Here is a 17942-nt window from a genome sequence, read left to right on the forward strand (position 1 = left end):
AATCCGGTTTTGCAGCATAATACGGGCAATTACCTCTAAATCAGCATCCTCTCCGGCGGAGCGCTCCGATCAGCATCCGCGCATCCTGAGACTTTAACAGCAAAGCCCCGCCTCCATAAACCGCAATCCATACCGGAATAAGTGTGAACCAGAGAATATCGTAGCGAGCGGAAGACCATGCCCCGAAACCGATAATCCCGCTCAGAAAAAGACTCTTAAAGGCGTTCAGCCATGGCAGAGGAGTTCCTCCTGTTCTTTTAGTCATTATTATCATCAAAAGCAGACTGTTGAGCATGGAAGAAAGCGATACAGCCAGTGCCAGCCCCACATGAGCCAGATACTGCATCAGCAGGTAACCGCCCACCACATTCACCAGCAGGCAGAGCATGGCAATCTTCACCGGAGTCTTGGTATCTTCCTGCGCATAAAAAGCCGAAACCAGAGGGCGGGACATGGCGATAAACGGCAGGCCGATTCCATAAGCCATAAGAGCCTGTGCCGTAGCGCTAACCGCCTGTGAGTCAAAAGCACCGCGCTCAAAAAGCAGGCCGATCAGCGGCTCGGCAAGTGCCACCAGCCCAGCCATAGCCGGCAGAGAGATAAAAAGTGTCAGCCCGACGGTCTGCCTGAGGGTCAGGGCGAATTCTTCCTCCCTGCCCTTAACGCATAGGGCGGCCAGACTTGGAAGGGCTGCAGTCCCCACTGCAATGCCGAATATACCCAAAGGAAACTGCACCAACCGATCCGCATAATACAGATAAGAGACACTGCCCACCGGCAGAAAAGAAGCCAGCAGAGTGCCCAGAGCAACATTAATCTGATAGACTGCCGCCCCTAAAACAGTAGGAAGCATAAGCTTGCCCATGCGCCTTACACCGGGATCTTTCAGGTCAGGCTTTCCTCGCCAGCTTAGCCCCACCCGCTTAAGATAAGGCTGTTGCAGCATCCACTGCATGAACCCGCCGATAAGCACACCCCAGGCCATGAACAGGGCCACGCTGTTTCCAGTGAAATAGCCGATAAGAGCAGCAGTGATCAGTGCAATATTAAGCATGCACGGAGCAAGCGCCGGAGCCAGAAAATGTCCCATGCTGTTTAGTATGCCCATACACAAGGCAACACCACAAATGAACACAACATAAGGAAAGCAGACCCTTACCAGCTCAACCGTAAGTGACATCAACTCCGGGTTACGGCTGAACCCCGGTGCGATAACAAGCACCATAGGCTTTGCGAAAATAATTGCCAGCAGGGTCAGCACTCCCAGAATTATCAGCAGCCAGCTCATGGCCGAGCGGGCCATAGCAAAAGCGGCTTCCTCCCCCTGCTCTTGCCTGATTCGGCTGAAGACAGGCACAAAAGCCATGGTCAAAGACCCTTCACCGAAAAGGCGGCGTAGAAGATTCGGGATGCGGAAGGCAACAAAAAAAGCATCTGCAGGAAGCCCTGCTCCCAAAGCAAACGCAACAATAAGGTCCCTGGCGAAGCCAAGGACCCTGGAAAGTAAAGTAGCGCCCGCAACGACTGATGCGTTACGGACTATCCTGCTTGATTCTGCTGTCATTATGGATGCCTCCGGTAACCGGGGAAAGCTAGGCTGAGGCTAATCACACATCTTCTGACAATTGCAGCAATAGGTTGACCCTCTGCCGGCAACAGTTCCGCCTTCAAAAGTTTTACCGCAGCAGGGGCAGGGCTCACCTTTCTTGCCATAAGCCTTGAAGCTGTTCTGAAATCCACCGGCATCGCCTCCCGAGTCAACATAATCACGGATGGAACTGCCGTTCTCACTGATGGCCTGCCTGAGAACTGCCTGCAGCTCGGTAAACAGCTTCTCAAGAGACTCGCGAGAAAGGTCAGATGCTTTGGCCTTGGGATGAATGCCGGAACGGAACAGACATTCATCAGCATAAATATTACCGACTCCGGCCACAACAGACTGGTTCAGAAGCAAACCCTTGATCTGAGCCTTGCGTCCAGCAACACGCTCCGCCAGTTCCGCTGCTGTGGTTTCCAGTGGTTCCGGGCCAAGATTCTTGTAAAAATCCCACTCTTCAAGCTCTTCATTATTAAGCGCCCGGACCTCACCGAACTTACGGGTGTCATGGAACTCTACAGACCCTCCGTCAGTAAGCCCGAAAACCAGACGGGTATGTGTCTGTGGAGCTGTGGGGCCGTCATGGGCAATAACCCTGCCGGTCATTTTAAGATGAAATGTCACATGCAGATCTTCCCCAAGGTCCATGATCAGCAACTTGGCCCTGCGCCTGACAGCTGTAATCTCTCTTCCGGCTACTCGGGAAGAGAATAAAAACCACGGCATTTTCACGCTGCTGTGGTTAAGAATCTTAACCGACTCAATGGTCTTGCCGACCAGAGATTCGGCCAATCCACGGGATATAACTTCTACTTCCGGCAATTCTGGCATTGTCTTTCCTGAAATATGTAAGGAGGTTATTTGTCTTTTTTAATCCTGCCCAGAAGCCCGAGGTCAAGATCGTAAGATTCTCCCTGCCTGTCCATTTTGAACAAGAGAGGCTTATTCTCCTGATGAGCTTTGGCTCCGGCCATGTGTATGGCTCTCAAAGAGGTCACGGGAATTCCCTGCGCTTCAACGATTATATCTCCGGGACGGATTCCACTGCGATAGGCTTTGCGGTCACGCTTAACCTCAGTAATCACGGCTCTTCCCTGACGCATTTCAACGGTCATCCCCATCCTGCTTTCATAACTGGGGGGACAATAAAAAAACGAATCCGCAGCTGTCGGATAAAATTCTTCCCCACGCCAGGGCATAAGGGTCATAATTTTTGCTTCAGGATCAAGGACTTTCAAACGTCCGGGAATTCCCCATCCGTGTTCAACATGCCCGCCTCCGGCAAGTATAACAACCGGATGTCCTGAACTTCTGCGCAGGCTGACAGCTTTTTCCGCCATTGCCGTATCCCACAATGACTGCACAAGAAGAAATCTCTCCACCTGCTCGGGGTCCGTGGCATCGCGCCCTTTATGCATAGCCAGAACTTCCTTAAGTCCTTCTTCCTGTTCAACCGGGGGAGCGATAACCTTTTCAGGAAGCAGAGCCCTATCTTCCGCTGACAGGCCTTCCAGTCCTTTTTTCCGAACCTCACGGGTCAATCGGAAAGGAAAATTCAAACCGGCCACAGTAAGCTGGCGCTTTGCTGCAAGCTCGAAAATAGGCCTGAACATGCTGAAATCATAACGCCAGCCGTTTTCCCAATCCAGTTCCTCCGGCAGTTCATCAACTGATAACTGGCCGAGGTTGAAACGGTTGAGAATATCCTGCTTCCCGGCAGTGACCATTTCCAGCCCGATGGCGACCTTCTTGTGGGCCCTTGTAAGACCTTCAATGATCTCGAACTGGACTTTATGGTCACAAATGCTGGTATGCCCTTCACCTATAAGCACGTAATCAGCTTCCGATGCTTCGCTCATCAGCAGATCAAAGGTCAGGCGGTCGCCCACGGGATTAAGATACTCCCCCGGACAGGGCAGGAACGACACCGCCATCTCAGGCGGTACAGGCTTTTTAGTACATCCGACTGCGCCCATAAGAAAAAAAAGAGCGCAAAGGGCCAGTAGACCCTTTGCGCATTTATTGATTTTATTTTGCACCATGCAATGTCCCGGGCTAATCCCAGATTCTTTTGTCTTCAATGGGTCTGACCTGCGGCGGGAGTGAGCCGGGGGTCAGCACCTTGAGGATCGGACGAAGTTTGATCTTTTCACGGAACATATGCAGCAGTTCGTCTTCACGCTTGAAGTTGGAGACCTCGATATTGAGGATCATCTCATCGATGCCGCCGGGGTTGGTGACTTCGATCTGCCAGCGTTTGACTTCTTCAAAATGTGCCATGACCTGCTCAACCTGATGGGGGTATACAAACATACCCTTGATGCGTGCGGTGGTGTCCACTCGGCCTACAATGTTGCCAAGGCGCGGGGTGGAACGTCCGCAGGGGCAGGGGGTGCGGTCAATATAGCTCAGGTCACCGGTCGCAAGCCTGATGAGCGGGTAAGTCTTGTTGAAAGCGGTGATGACGATCTCACCGACTTCACCGTCCTTGAGCGGAATACCGGTATCGGGATGGCAGATCTCAACAAAGGCACGGTTGGTGATGTGCAGACCGTTTTTGTGGTAACACTCGTAACCGATACAACCTACATCCGCGGTACCATATCCCTGACGCATGATCAGATCGAATTTTTTCTCAAGGTTGGAGCGGACTTTCTCGGAGAATTTTTCACCGGTGACAAAAGCCACTTCAAGATACAGATCCTTACGCAGATTAAGCCCTGCTTCTTCAGCTTTCTGGGCAAGGTGGGTAAGGTAGCTGGGAGTACCGACATAACCGGTAACCCTGAGCTTCTGCATGATTTCAAGCTGACTGTTAGTAGAGCCGGGGCCTGCAGGGACAACTGCACAGTTGAGATTGCGCAAAGGTTCTTCAAACATGAGCCCGGCAGGAGCCAGATGATAGTTGAATGTTATCTGAGCCACATCACCGGAACGGAAGCCTGCGGCGTAAAAGCCTTCAGTCCATCCCCAGTAGTCCTCGGCACGGTCCTCAGGATCGAAAATAGGGCCGGGAGAAAGGAATATACGGCGAAGCTCACCGAGATCCTTGGTCAGAAGCCCGCCAAGACGTGGCCCCATGGACTGCAGAAAGATGAGTTCTTTCTTCTTTAAAATAGGTATATGCTTGAGGTCGGAAATATCACTGAATTTATCAACCTGAAACTGAGCTCTGTCGAAGCGTTTCTTAACGTCTTCGGAATAACGGTAGGCATAAGTCAGGAGTTCCTTGAGCTGAAGAGCGCAATATTGGCGTCTCTCACCTTCATCCAGAACTTCACGACGGCTGTATATGCCTTCAGTACGGTCTTTACGAGTCATTTATAGGTTTCCTCCAAATAGTATTGCCCAGCGGAGACAACTCCCCACATTAGCACGGTCAATATATGAAAAAGAGTCCACTTTGTCAACTTTTTTCAATTTTACCTAATTAAAATAACTACTTAAAAACAAAACGACGAGCAAACATCACTTTTGGCATATAATCCAAGCCACCTATTCTAACTCAAAAAACAAAAAAAATAAACTTTTTTCACTTTTCCTGTTGACAGGGAATGCCTGTATGGATAAAAGCTTCTTCGTTCGCAAGCGGAGGGTCGTTAACTCAGTTGGTAGAGTATCTGCCTTTTAAGCAGAGAGTCGCTGGTTCGAGCCCAGCACGACCCACCACCGCAAACATCTTTGACAATTGGCGGTCTAAACAGAAAATGTTTTTTTGCTTGACTTATCAAATTTAAGTCTGCTAATCTGGATAGACGCGCTTTTAAATATACGGGTCGTTAACTCAGTTGGTAGAGTATCTGCCTTTTAAGCAGAGAGTCGCTGGTTCGAGCCCAGCACGACCCACCATTTTAAAAGAAAAGGCACACTTTCGAAAGATTGTGTGCCTTTTTCTTTGTTATTGTAAATTGTAGAGTTCAAGAAAAGCCCCGCTGCAATTAGACTGCACCGGGGCTTGAATTTATCCTCAACAGATTAAAACCTGTCAAAACCGTCTTCGTCAACCGCAGTTGAGCTTCTACCAGAAGGCAGCATTCTGGCTCTAACCTTCTCAACCCTGAAAAAACTCATGGCCTGCTGCAACAACTGGCCCTGACGGGACAATTCCTCCGAAGTGGAAGCCATCTCTTCGGAAGCAGAGGCATTCTGCTGGATAACGGTATCAAGTTGCTGGATGGCCTGATTAATCTGGTGCACACCTGTGTTCTGCTCATTACTTGCCGCAGCGATCTCCTGAACCAGTTCGGCTGTCCTTCGTATACTCGGGACCAACTCCTCAAGCATGCCGCCGGCCTTTTCAGCAACCACCACAGAAGACGATGAAAGCTCACTGATCTCGGCAGCAGCTACACCGCTGCGTTCGGCCAGCTTGCGGACCTCCGCCGCGACAACGGCGAACCCTTTACCGTGCTCACCCGCACGTGCCGCTTCAATTGCCGCGTTCAGAGCCAGCAGATTGGTCTGTCTGGCAATCTCTTCAATTATCATAATCTTCTCGGCAATACTCTTCATTGCCTGCACGGCCTCACCCACCGCCTGAGCACTCTGGTCCGCCTGCGCCTGAGACTTTTCGGCAACCCCTTCTGTCTGCATCGCATTTTCAGCATTCTGCTTGATGTTGGCTGCCATCTCTTCCATGGAAGATGAAACCTCTTCAATGGAAGCGGCCTGCTCAGTAGCCCCCTGTGACAGACTTTCAGCCGACGCGGAAAGCTCTTCACTGCCGCTGGCGACACTGTCTGAGGCATTAGTAACATCGTCAACCACCTCACGCAGGCGGCTGACCATATTACGCATACCCTGAGCCAGACGGCCTAGTTCATCCTTGCGTTTAAGCTCTACGTCTGCAGCAAGATTTCCTTCGCTTACTTCACCTACAAATTCGAGCCCTTTCCGCAACGGCCCAAGGATTCCACTTGCTATTATCCAGGCCATAAGGACACCGGCAATAACGGCAACCGCGCTGACTATGATCACGATTCGCCTTGTATTGGCTGCCTCGGCCAGCATCTCTTCGTCAGTCATGATATTATCGGCCACGGTATGCCGAACCTCGGTGAGGATTGACTGGATTTTATTTAGAGCAGGAACAGTCACTGTCGAATATATTTCATTTGTCTCCGCTAGTATTTTAAGCTCGTTATCATGCCAGGCAATCAAGGCGTCAATCTTACCCAGAGTCTCCAACGCAAACTTTTCCACCTTATCAGCAAAATATAACTGCGCCCCTCTACGATCACCCCTGACGAGGTAGTCATCAAGATCCTTTACCGTATCGTGTAATTTTTCATGAGGCTCCAAGACCTCTTTAAGGAGAGCGCCAAATTCGGGATGCTGACGTGACATCGACTGCACCTTTGATGAATAAAGCCATTTACCCAGTCCGCATTTATGAGGATCTGCCTGAGCGGAAATCTTTACTGTCTTAGGATCCATCAACTCCTTCAGGACAAGCATCATCCAGTTCAAGTGGTCAAGTTTTTTATCCCGCAGAAAACTCCCCATGTCCGGGTCCACATTTTCATATTTTTCCCCAATTTCCACGGCAGATAGATGCAATGCGTTATGCGGCTCCTCAATCTGTGCAAGCAGCGGCCGTATCTCGGGAACCAGCTCTTCAGCCTGTTTCCGGGCATCACTATAGTACCATTTACCGAAGCCGCATTTATGCGGATCAGTCTGGACCTCAAGAGTATTCACGTTCTTATCCGTCAAAAGAGTATTCACCTGATTAGCCCAATTTAGATGATCCACAATCTTCTGGACAAAATCACCCCTGAGCCTGTTCCCCTCAATCACCTGCTCAGAATCATGAACAATCGTGCCTATCCCCATAATAGACCACCCCCCCAAAAGGACCAGCAACAACAGCACCGATCCAAATCCGATGACGAATTTATACGCCAATCGCAAATCCTTCCAGCTCATAACAATCTCCCCCAAAATTACCCTACAACATATAGGGGTTTACAAACTTTACAGTTAACACTCACACGCAGATTATCATAATTATCTCGTGATTTGAATACAATATTAAATATAATGGAAAAACAAATCCCCGGAGAAGCTCTGGATTCACATTTTCTTGACTTAATACGAACTCAGTTATACTGGTAGGACCAGTATACAATATGATGTCAGACCATATTAATTGCTGCATCAGTGTTGACTCGAAAACCCTGACAAGCAGCACAGATCGCAACACAAAGAAATAACAATACTATTTATTAAGAATGCGCATGTTCAAACCCATCAAAAAAGTCAGAGTTTCAGAAACTGCAGCAATGCAGCTTGAGGAACTCATCAAGAACAAGACCTTTATTGAAGGAGAGCCGCTCCCCTCCGAACGCCAGCTCATGAAAGAGCTCCAGGTCGGGCGCGGGTCCATTCGTGAAGCTCTGCGCATTCTTGAAATCAAGGGTTTTATAGAAACCCAGCCGGGAATAGGTGCTTTTGTAAAAAGCTATGAGGGAGATATTTTCTCCCCCCTTTCAACATGGCTCAAGGACAATAACGAAGCTTTACGCCATTTCTTTGAAGTTCGTGCCCTTTTGGAACCGTCCACGGCCCGTATGGCGGCAGAGCGAATGTCTGAAGAAGATTTTGAGGCCTTGCAAAAAAACCATGAAGAATTCAGGGAAACCGTCGAGGAAGAGGACCTGCCTCGGGCAATTCTGGTTGATGCTGAATTCCATAGACTCATAGGTAAAGGCACCGGCAATAAAGTCCTTTCTTCCATTATGGATGCTCTTTACCGATCCATGATCGAAGGATGGAAGGCTCCGTTGAAAATCCCGGGACAGCCCCGGAAAAGCCTTAAGGAACATGAAGAAATTCTTGAGGCAATAGGAAACAGGGACGGCAAAAAAGCTGCGGAATTAATGAAGACCCACCTGAGCGAAGCCCTTAAGGGGTTGGGAGATGCTGGGCTCAGTAACGATTAGCAGAGCAGAGAAAGCCATGACCATGACCCAAGAACAGACCCATCTGAAGCAGATTTTCGCTGAAGCCCTTAAAAGAGTTGATCCATACAGGATTATCATCAGACGCATGTCGCTAGAAGAGGGGATACTTACAATTGCCGATGATAAAGGCGATGTTACAATAGATCTTGATGAATTCGAACGCATCGTTGTTATCGGAGCCGGTAAGGCCACGGCCAAAATGGCCAAAGCTGTTGAAGAAATTCTTGGGGAGCGCATTGAATCCGGGCTGATCTCAGTCAAGTACGGTCATACTGAAAATCTTGAACGGATCCGTACCATTGAAGCAGCCCACCCTGTTCCGGATAAGAGCGGAGTTGAAGCAGCCTTGCAGATTGAAGACCTTGCTTGTTCCGCAACAGATAAAACTCTGGTTATAAATCTTATTTCCGGTGGAGGATCTGCACTTCTGCCCTGCCCCATGCATGCCGAAATTGATGGCGAAAAAATTGAAGTAACCCTCGAAGACAAGCAGAATGTAACCAAGACCTTACTCTCCTGCGGGGCAGACATAAGCGAAATCAACTGCATACGGAAACATCTTTCAAATCTTAAAGGCGGCCGCCTGCTGCGCTGTCTGCGCCCGGCCCGCAGCCTCAATCTTATTTTATCAGATGTGGTCGGAGATGATCTGGACACTATCGCATCCGGCATGACCAGTCCCGACCGCAGTACTTACGGTGACGCTATATCAATTATTAATCACTACGATATACGCGACAAAATACCCTCACATGTGCTCAGAGTTCTTGAGCTCGGAAAAAAAGATAAACTGCCCGAAACCCTCAGCGAAAACGAATTCGAAGAAATCAGGGTTAACAACATCCTTATCGGTACCAACCGTATCGCTCTGATGGGCGCTAAAGAAAAAGCTGAGGAACTTGGCTATCATGTGCGGGTGCTGACCTCGCGTCTGCAGGGTGAAGCTTCAGCTGCAGCAGATCTATTCTGGGCGATAGCACAAGATGAACGTGAATGGGAAATGCTCGAAAAGAAGCCAGCCTGCATTATAGCCGGTGGCGAAACAGTAGTTACAATAAAAGGTTCCGGTAAGGGCGGAAGAAATCAGGAAATGGCTCTGCATTTCTTAAAGAAACTGAGTCAGGACGAAGATAACGCCAAAAATATATTCTTTCTTGCCGCCTCAACTGATGGAAACGACGGGCCCACAGACGCAGCCGGAGGATTTGCAGACGAATCTATTCTGAAAGAATCCAGAGATAAAGGACTGTCAATTGTCGATTATTTAAAAAACAACGACTCCTACCACTTCCTTCAAACGGTAGGAGCCTTGCATAAAACAGGCCCCACCAACACTAACGTCTGCGACGTCCAATTGCTGATCGTTAAGTAGAGTTGGCGGGCATTCCGCTGAAAAGGAGGCCACTGCCATCCTTCCACTTCCCCAGGCAAGTGGTCTCCCTTTCAACTTTTGGAGCAAAGCAACTCCATATCCCTCATTGCACAACAGTGCAACCTATTCTAACAATTATAATCAGCGCCCACTTCTCCCCATTACACCAGTACTTCGATAAACATCCAAAGATTACGATCAAGTTTAAGCTTTAAGCGATATTTATAACACAATAGTCTTGAAAAAAAATGAGGCTATAGTATTTTATAAACTGACACTCTAATCCCCACGATATTATTAACAAGTTATTGTACTGAAAGTTCCTGAACTGGTAGAGGGAGGAAAAATGAAAGCCTTAAGCAGAATGAAGGTAAAAACAAGAGTAAGCTTGCTAGCAGGAATTCTGCTTTTGCTTATGATCACCACTTCGGCCATAGGGCTGATTCTGGCAGGGGACTCCAACTCCGGTTTGAAGACGGTATACCTTGACCGGGTTATACCCCTGAAACAACTCAAAATAATATCAGACGAATACGCAGTAAATATCGTCGACACATCTCACAAGGTCCGCAGCTCTGCTCTGACCTGGGATCAGGGACTTGAAAACCTGGACACAGCCCAGGAACATATCAAAAAAGAACTGGATGCCTATCTTGCTACAGAACTTGTCCCGGACGAGATACGGCTGGTAAATGAACTGAAGCCGAAACTTTCTAAAGCTGACTCATCAATTAACAAGCTCCGTTCTATATTAAGTTCGAGGGATAAAGACAGACTTGTATCCTACATTCAAAAGGAGCTTTATCCCGTTATTGATCCGGTCACAGAAGTTATAGGAAGGCTCATAGACGTACAGCTTGTTGTTGCAGAGGATGTGTTCCATCAGGCTGAAAATGAATACGCAAGTGGCAGAGTATTCCTGATCGCTATTGTGATATCCGCAGCCCTGATTTCAGCGTTGATCACTCACCTTATCGGATTATCTCTGATAAACCAGCTAGGCGGTGAGCCTGCCAGTATTCAGAGAATCGCTACCAGAATAGCTTCCGGAGACCTTGACGCCGCCAAGGAGATTAACCGCGAAAAGGCAAAAGGTGTAAGTATGGCTATGCTGGAAATAAACGACAGCCTTACTTCCATATCAGAACAGCTGGAAGAAGCAGTACATAAAATCAGGCAGGGAGAACTGCGATTCAGAGGTGACTCCTCCGAACTTTCGGGTTTTTTTGCCGGAATTATGGATAATGGAAACAGCCTCGCAGACTCACTGGTCAAATATCTCGATGATATAGCCAACCCCATAGCGTGCATCACCCCGTCCCAGGAAACCATCTTCAGCAACAAAGCCGCTACGGCATCTTCACAACTCCTTCCAGACAGCGGCAGCCGCAGCAGATGCGTTGATTTTATCCGCAGTCACGATTGTAAAAGGAATTATGAGGCAGTGCTGACTGGAGAAGATCTGAAAGAGAACACAGCCGCCACTGTGTCCTACACCGGCATTCCCATCACGGACAAGAAAGGCAAGCTCAACGGAGTTTTCGAAATACTGGTGGACCAGACAAAAGTTATCGGGATGCAGCAGAAAATTGCGACCCTCGCAGAACAGGCCTCCACCATTTCCCAACGTCTTTCAACCTCGGCATCTGACCTTAACCGTCAGGTGGATGAGGCCAGCAGAGGTGCAGCCACTCAGAGTGAGCGGACTGCTGAAACCGCAACGGCTATGGAAGAAATGAATGCCACGGTACTTGAAGTCGCAAGCAACGCCGGTAAAGCCGCTGAGAATACTGGAACAACCAAGGAAAAGGCTTCTATCGGTGCTGATGTTGTAGATAAGGTTGTGGAAGCTATTGCAGAGGTTCAGCAGCAGGCCGATACTCTCAAAACGGATTCCATTGAAATGGGCCGTCAGGCTGAAGGCATCGGCAACATAATTGAAGTAATCAGCGACATTGCCGATCAAACAAACCTGCTGGCCCTGAATGCAGCCATTGAGGCAGCCCGGGCAGGTGAGGCAGGACGGGGTTTTGCGGTTGTTGCCGACGAAGTCCGCAAACTTGCGGAAAAGACCATGACCGCAACCACTGAAGTCAATGAGGCAATAAGCGCGATTCAGAACTCAAGCCGTAAGAATATTGATTCTACAGATTCCGCTGTTTCCGCTGTTTCACGCAGCACCGAACTTGCAGGTCAGGCAGGTGAAGTCCTAAAAGAGATCGTGCACTTTTCTGAAGACTCATCCCAGCAGGTGCATTCCATTGCGGCCGCCTCGGAGGAGCAGTCAACGACCGCGGAAGAAATCACCCGTTCCAGTGAAGAGGTCGATCGTATCTCTCAGGAAACCAGTTCATCAATGTATGAAGCTGCCCGGTCAGTGGAAGAGATCGCTGAAATGACCAGAGAGCTGGATAAACTTATTCAGGCCATGGTTTCTGAATAAATGGAAATTATTCTGTTAAATCCAACTTGATGACTTAATCAAAAAGGCCGCAGTCTGTGCATGACTGCGGCCTTACATTGTCATTACACCGGCCTTAAATATTACTTAAGGTCTACTGTTGCAATCTCCAGACCCCGTCATCGTCACGACACGCTTTGGCCTGAATCTTTTCCCCGCCATCTTCTGTTATAGTAACATCACGGCAGACCTGCCCCTGTTTGACATAAGCCGGAGAAGGAACCGCACTGTAGGATTTTCCGGTATCAGGATTTGTCCAGTTGGAAGTCTGACCGGAATGATTGCTTTCCAGAGTCTGGGCTACTTTGTTTTCATCGTATTTATCCCACTCGTTACCGACCACATAGCCCATGAGAGCACCTATGCCCGCGCCTATCGCCGCTCCCGAAGCCTTGTTATTGAACGTGAGAGCACCGATTGTTGCTCCGGCAAGAGCGCCTATCCCAGCACCGGACTGAGCCTTATTGGCGCACCCGGAAGAAACAAATAAAAAGCAGATTACCAGCAACGGTATCAATTTCTTCATGTCAGACTCCTGATAGTTTTATTTACCGGATAAATAACAAAATACTTCTCAGAGGTCATCTCCAAGTATGGAAGAGACTTCTTTACCTCAGACAAACACCTTCTCTATTCTGCATCACGAAAACATTCGGGTTTGAGCTCCTCTCGTTTTGCCCTGCTTGCCGCGGATGGAACATGCTTCCATGCGTGAAGAGGATTCAAGGGTCTTCGGTTGCGAAAATCAACCCTGCATGCGGTAAAAGCCCCAAAATAAGGGGGATAAATAATACCGTTAAGCTGCTTCCAGGGAGTTTTATCCTTCCAGCTCCATAAGGGCCCCGGAAGAACCGAGCGGGTAACAGCAGGACTGTAGCCACTCTCCTTCTTAATCATCTTGCGGACCTCGGAAGGAGAAAACCAGCGGGCGGAACGCAAAGTGCTGGATGAAGCCCATGGCCACATGCGCCCATGTGTAAAATAATAAATTGAATGACGGTTGAGGAAACCCACAAGGATTCCTCCGGCTGAAACACGGGCCGCCTCCCGGATTACCTCTTGCGGATTATCGCAGAACTCTAAAACGGTCCAAAGCAGTGTGAAGTCAAACTCGTTATCATTGAACGGAAGCCTCTCGCCATTGCCCAGATGCAACGCAGCCCTGTTGCCAAGGCGTTTGCGGGCAGACTCAAGCATGACCGGAGAGCGGTCCACTCCGGTTATATCAAAACCGCACCTGTACAGGTGGTCAATAAACAGCCCTGTACCGCAACCGACTTCAAGAAGCTTGCGTTTTCTCCTTGGCCAGGCGGAAATAAGGCTGTCCATAAGCGCAACCTCCTGCTCCAGAGCGAACTGACCGGGTGGAGTGTTGAACCATGTTTCAAATTTTTCAGCGTCAAAGCTGTCCCAAACCATATAATTTCACCCTCGCTAAGCAAGATATGGTTACAGATTTAACATTTCTATTCTCAATAGATAATCAGCCTGATGATTCCGGTCAAACTATTTAAAAATTAGTTTTTCAATGTTCAACAATTCTGACATGTTAGACCCAAACAGCAAAGCAGCAGCCGAACTTCCGGTTTATGCATGTGCAATATTGACCGCTCTTGCCACCATCCGCGCAACAAACAACAGACACGGCGACTGAAATACAAGACCGCCCGGGACTGGTCGGAGTCCCGGGCGGTCTGCTGGTGTTAATGAGGGAGAGGAGGTATAGTTATTCTTGGTGTTAACGGTTTGGGTAGACTGTAATCGTTAACGCTCTTAAGGAGTTATTCTCCGTTGAGTTCTTCGTAAACCTTACCTACCAGCTTTTCACTGGGAGTAAGGGTTTTTTCGCCGGGGGTCCACTTGGCAGGGCAGGCCTCGGCAGGGTGGTCTTTAAGGTAAACGTTGGCTTCAACCTTACGCACGAGTTCATCCGCATTGCGGCCCACGTTGTAAAAGTTGACTTCCGAAGTGACCAGAACACCTTCCGGGTTGAGAACAAATGTTCCCCTCAATGCCAGTCCGGTGGCATGATCATATACTCCGAAAAAGTCCGATACTTCACCTGTTGTATCTGCTGCCATTTTAAACTTCACATTCTGGAGCATCCGCTCATCGGTTCTCCAGGCCAGATGGGTAAACTTGGTATCAGTGGAGACTGAAACGACTTCGCATCCCAGCTTTTTGAGTTCCTCATGTTTTTCAGCGAGATCAGCGAGCTCGGTCGGGCAGACAAAGGTAAAGTCCGCTGGATAGAAGAAAAGGACAAGCCATTTTCCATCATTACGTACTTTCTCGAAATCCACCTCGCAGAAGCCACCTTCTGTCGGGTCATACGCTTCCATGGTAAAATCAGGTACTTTTTCACCGATTGTCGCCTGGGTAATCACATCTTCGTAGTGCTCATGTCCACAACTCATTATTCTATCTCCTGTTTATTTAAATTCAGACTCAATATTATCTGTAACACTTTTTTCTTTCACGTTGAATGAAGATTAGGTAAAACTTTTTCCCATGTCAACGATAATCGTAATCTTTCGCAATATTTTTTTAACCACCTAAAAAACAACTTATTTCTATCTCAAATAAAGCTCAGGAGTTCATTGATTTTGAAAGTTGATTTAGGTATTTTCTGACATCATCTAAAAATATGGAGACATCAAATGACCAATCTGCATGGCTTTAAAGAAATATCCCGCGAACATGTAAACGAACTCAACGGCGAAGCAGTAATATATGAACATGAAAAAACAGGTGGCCGGGTTCTTTCGGTTATAAATAATGATGAAAACAAGACTTTCGGCATAAGCTTCCGGACCCCTCCTGAAAACAGCACCGGACTGCCGCACATCCTTGAACATTCGGTTCTTTGCGGTTCCAGAAAATATCCGGTCAAGGAGCCTTTTGTTGAGCTGCTCAAAAGCTCCCTGCAGACTTTCCTCAATGCCATGACCTATCCGGACAAGACCGTATACCCGGTAGCAAGCCCCAATGAACAGGATTTCCGTAATCTGGTTGGAGTCTACCTTGACGCGGTCTTTTTCCCGAACCTTACCCCGAACACCCTTATGCAGGAAGGCTGGCATTATGTTCCCGAGGAAGACGGCAGTCTGAGCTATAAAGGTGTTGTTTTCAATGAAATGAAAGGAGCCTACTCCTCACCTGACAGCCTGCTGTATGAAGCCACACAGAATTCACTTTTCCCGGACACAACTTACGGACTCGATTCAGGCGGTAACCCGGAAGTGATCCCGGACCTGACCTTTGATGAATTCATGGAATTCCATCGTAAATATTATCATCCTTCAAACGCATACGCTTTCTTCTACGGAGATGATAACCCTGAACACCGGTTGGCTATGCTGGGAGAATACTTTGATCAGTTTGACAAAATTGATCCGCGCTCTGAAATAGGCGTTCAGTCTCCTTTTGAAAAACCAGTTGCCATTGAAAAAAAATTCGCAGCCTCTGAAGACTCAGAGCAGAAGGCAATGTTCACCCTGAACTTCGGTATCGGGCGTGAGCGTGAAGCAATGGCGGATCTTGAATTGAGTATTCTGGAGGAGATCCTCATAGGCCTGCCCTCCTCTCCCCTGCGTAAGGCCCTGAATGATTCGGGTCTGGGTGAAGATCTGGCGGGAGTAGGACTGGAAAACGAACTGCGTCAGCTTTATTTTTCCACCGGACTCAAAGGAATAAACACCGGGGATGCCCCGAAAGTGGAAGGACTGATATTATCCACACTTAAAGACCTTGCTGAAAAAGGTGTGGAAAAAGAAGATATTGAAGCGGCTCTCAACACAATCGAATTCCAGTTGCGTGAAAATAACACAGGTTCGTACCCCCGTGGGCTTTCAGTAATGATCAACGCCATGACTTCATGGCTGTATGACGGGAATCCCCTTGAGTATATCCGCTACGAAAAACCTCTCGCAGAACTCAAGGCACGCCTTGAAAAGGGAGAGAAAATCTTCGAACCTCTCATTAAAGAGATTTTTCTCAATAACAATTACCGCTCAAGTGTTTTATTGATTCCTGATACCGAAGTAGGTCCCGCAAGAGAAGCAAAAGAGAAAGAGCGCCTTGCACAGGCCCGCTCCGCTATGAGTGACAGTGAATATGCAGCCGTAGTCAAAAAAGCACAGGAACTCCAGGCAGAGCAGGAAGCTCCGGACGCACCGGAGGATCTGGCTTCCATCCCCAGACTCAAAGTCGAAGATCTGGAACGTGAAGGCAAAGAAATTGTCTGCGAAGAAAAAGAAGGCCTGCTTTTCCACGATCTCGATACAAACGGAATCGTCTACCTTGATCTGGCATTCGATTTTTCCGGCCTTGAGGACCGACTGGTATCCTACCTTCCCGTTTTCGGACGCGCCCTGCTTCAGACCGGAACTAAATCCACCGACTTTGTCACCATGACCAGACGCATGGCTGCAAAGACAGGCGGAATTTCACCCGGAACCATTGTCACTCCGGTTAACGGCATGGATCAGACCTGTTCACGTTTTGTCCTGCGCGGTAAAGCAACTGCTGAACACGCCAGCGACCTGCTGGAAATCCTCTCCGAAATTCTGCTTGAAGCATCTCTGGATAACAGGGAGCGTATCCGCCAGATTGTATTGGAATCCAAAGCCCGCAAGGAGCAGTCTCTGGTTCCCTCTGGACACATCATGGCCGCCACCCGTATGAAAGCACGCTTCAATGAAGCAGGTCTCATAAACGAACTCATGAACGGAATCTCCGGTCTTGAATTTCTCAGGGACCTGTCCACCCGGATAGAGAATAATTTCGATTCCGTAGTAGCCGACCTTGAGACCATCCGCTCCACAATTCTGAGCAGAACAAACCTCCTCTCCAATGTAACAGTTGACAGGGGTGTGTTCAAAAATATCGAACCAGCAATAACTGAAATGGTCTCAGGACTGCCCGGCGGAGAGCATAAATCCATTCAGCGCAAGCTCCTCCCCTTTTCAAGGAAAGAAGGACTGTGCATCCCCGCTCAGGTCAATTACGTTGCCAAAGGAGCCAATGTTTTTGAACATGGATATGAATATTCCGGAGCCGCACATGTTATCAGCCGCTACCTGAGGACCGGTTACCTCTGGGATAAAATCCGAGTACAGGGTGGGGCCTACGGTTCATTCTCAATGTTTGACCGGACATCCGGCAGCCTCAGTTTTGTTTCCTACCGCGACCCGAACCTGACCCGCACGCTTGATTCCTATGATGGTGTAGCCAACTATCTCAACACCCTTGAAGTCAACAGCGATGAGCTTGAAAAGGCGATCCTCGGCGGCATCGGGGAAATTGACGGCTACATGCTGCCGGATGCAAAGGGATACACCTCAATGGTTCGTTATCTCAGTAATGAAAATGCTGACTTCAGACAGTCCATACGTGAACAGGTGCTCGGATGCAGCGAAAATGATTTCCGTGAGTTCGCCGGAGCAGCACAGTCTGTTGCCGAACACGGAGACATCGTTGTAATCGGAAGCAAGAAAACCATGCAGGAATCCGGACTTGATCTGGAACTGGTTGATGTGCTGTAGC

The 17942-nt window shown here is 48.6% G+C and carries 12 protein-coding genes and 2 tRNA genes; 6 read left to right on the forward strand and 8 right to left on the reverse strand.

The features are described 5' to 3' along the window. Positions 1–40 precede the first annotated feature (40 nt). From murJ to ACZ5PW_RS01520, 4 genes are read right to left on the reverse strand one after another with little or no spacing between them, the layout of a single operon-like run. Positions 41–1564, reverse strand: coding sequence for a murein biosynthesis integral membrane protein MurJ (gene murJ, locus ACZ5PW_RS01505; protein WP_464557396.1), 1524 nt, complete (start codon positions 1562–1564; stop codon positions 41–43). 39 nt (positions 1565–1603) lie between these two features. After that, positions 1604–2428: a bifunctional DNA-formamidopyrimidine glycosylase/DNA-(apurinic or apyrimidinic site) lyase gene (gene mutM / locus ACZ5PW_RS01510; protein ID WP_464557397.1), complete on the reverse strand. Its 825-nt coding sequence runs from the start codon at positions 2426–2428 to the stop codon at positions 1604–1606. Between the two features lie 26 nt (positions 2429–2454). Continuing rightward, on the reverse strand, positions 2455–3639 hold the full coding sequence (locus ACZ5PW_RS01515) for a ChaN family lipoprotein (RefSeq protein WP_464557398.1): 1185 nt from the start codon (positions 3637–3639) through the stop codon (positions 2455–2457). A gap of 13 nt (positions 3640–3652) precedes the next feature. Continuing rightward, positions 3653–4918 (reverse strand): phenylacetate--CoA ligase family protein, encoded by a 1266-nt coding sequence (locus ACZ5PW_RS01520; protein ID WP_464557399.1) that lies wholly within the window; start codon positions 4916–4918, stop codon positions 3653–3655. A gap of 272 nt (positions 4919–5190) precedes the next feature. On the opposite strand from ACZ5PW_RS01520, the gene ACZ5PW_RS01525 reads away from it, so the two are divergent. Further along, a tRNA-Lys gene (locus tag ACZ5PW_RS01525) sits at positions 5191–5266 on the forward strand. A gap of 104 nt (positions 5267–5370) precedes the next feature. Further along, a tRNA-Lys gene (locus ACZ5PW_RS01530) sits at positions 5371–5446 on the forward strand. Positions 5447–5572: 126 nt separating this feature from the next. On the opposite strand, the gene ACZ5PW_RS01535 is transcribed toward ACZ5PW_RS01530, so the two are convergent. Next, the gene (locus ACZ5PW_RS01535) at positions 5573–7525 is read right to left on the reverse strand and encodes a methyl-accepting chemotaxis protein (RefSeq protein WP_464557400.1); all 1953 of its coding nucleotides are present in this window, start codon (positions 7523–7525) and stop codon (positions 5573–5575) included. A 311-nt stretch (positions 7526–7836) separates the two neighbouring features. On the opposite strand from ACZ5PW_RS01535, the gene ACZ5PW_RS01540 reads away from it, so the two are divergent. From ACZ5PW_RS01540 to ACZ5PW_RS01550, 3 genes are all read left to right on the forward strand, one after another. Beyond that, entirely contained in the window at positions 7837–8541 is a 705-nt protein-coding gene (locus ACZ5PW_RS01540; RefSeq protein ID WP_464557401.1) for a FadR/GntR family transcriptional regulator, read from the forward strand. Beyond that, on the forward strand, positions 8519–9934 hold the full coding sequence (locus ACZ5PW_RS01545) for a glycerate kinase type-2 family protein (protein ID WP_464557402.1): 1416 nt from the start codon (positions 8519–8521) through the stop codon (positions 9932–9934). The genes ACZ5PW_RS01540 and ACZ5PW_RS01545 overlap by 23 nt, the downstream gene beginning before the upstream one ends. 346 nt (positions 9935–10280) lie before the next feature. Then, the gene (locus ACZ5PW_RS01550) at positions 10281–12377 is read left to right on the forward strand and encodes a HAMP domain-containing methyl-accepting chemotaxis protein (protein WP_464557403.1); all 2097 of its coding nucleotides are present in this window, start codon (positions 10281–10283) and stop codon (positions 12375–12377) included. 112 nt (positions 12378–12489) lie between these two features. Here the strand turns inward: ACZ5PW_RS01550 and ACZ5PW_RS01555 are convergent, their stop codons facing one another. The 3 genes from ACZ5PW_RS01555 to ACZ5PW_RS01565 form a co-directional block, all read right to left on the reverse strand. Continuing rightward, a complete protein-coding gene (locus ACZ5PW_RS01555; protein ID WP_464557405.1) occupies positions 12490–12921 on the reverse strand; it encodes a glycine zipper domain-containing protein in 432 nt (143 codons plus the stop codon). Positions 12922–13025: 104 nt separating this feature from the next. After that, positions 13026–13814, reverse strand: coding sequence for a class I SAM-dependent methyltransferase (locus ACZ5PW_RS01560; RefSeq protein WP_464557408.1), 789 nt, complete (start codon positions 13812–13814; stop codon positions 13026–13028). Between the two features lie 362 nt (positions 13815–14176). Further along, positions 14177–14812, reverse strand: coding sequence for a peroxiredoxin (locus tag ACZ5PW_RS01565; RefSeq protein WP_464557413.1), 636 nt, complete (start codon positions 14810–14812; stop codon positions 14177–14179). Between the two features lie 243 nt (positions 14813–15055). Between ACZ5PW_RS01565 and ACZ5PW_RS01570 the strand changes: the two genes are divergently transcribed. Then, positions 15056–17941 (forward strand): insulinase family protein, encoded by a 2886-nt coding sequence (locus ACZ5PW_RS01570; protein ID WP_464557415.1) that lies wholly within the window; start codon positions 15056–15058, stop codon positions 17939–17941. The last annotated feature ends 1 nt before the right edge of the window (position 17942 follow it).

Source organism: Maridesulfovibrio salinus, assembly GCF_055394525.1.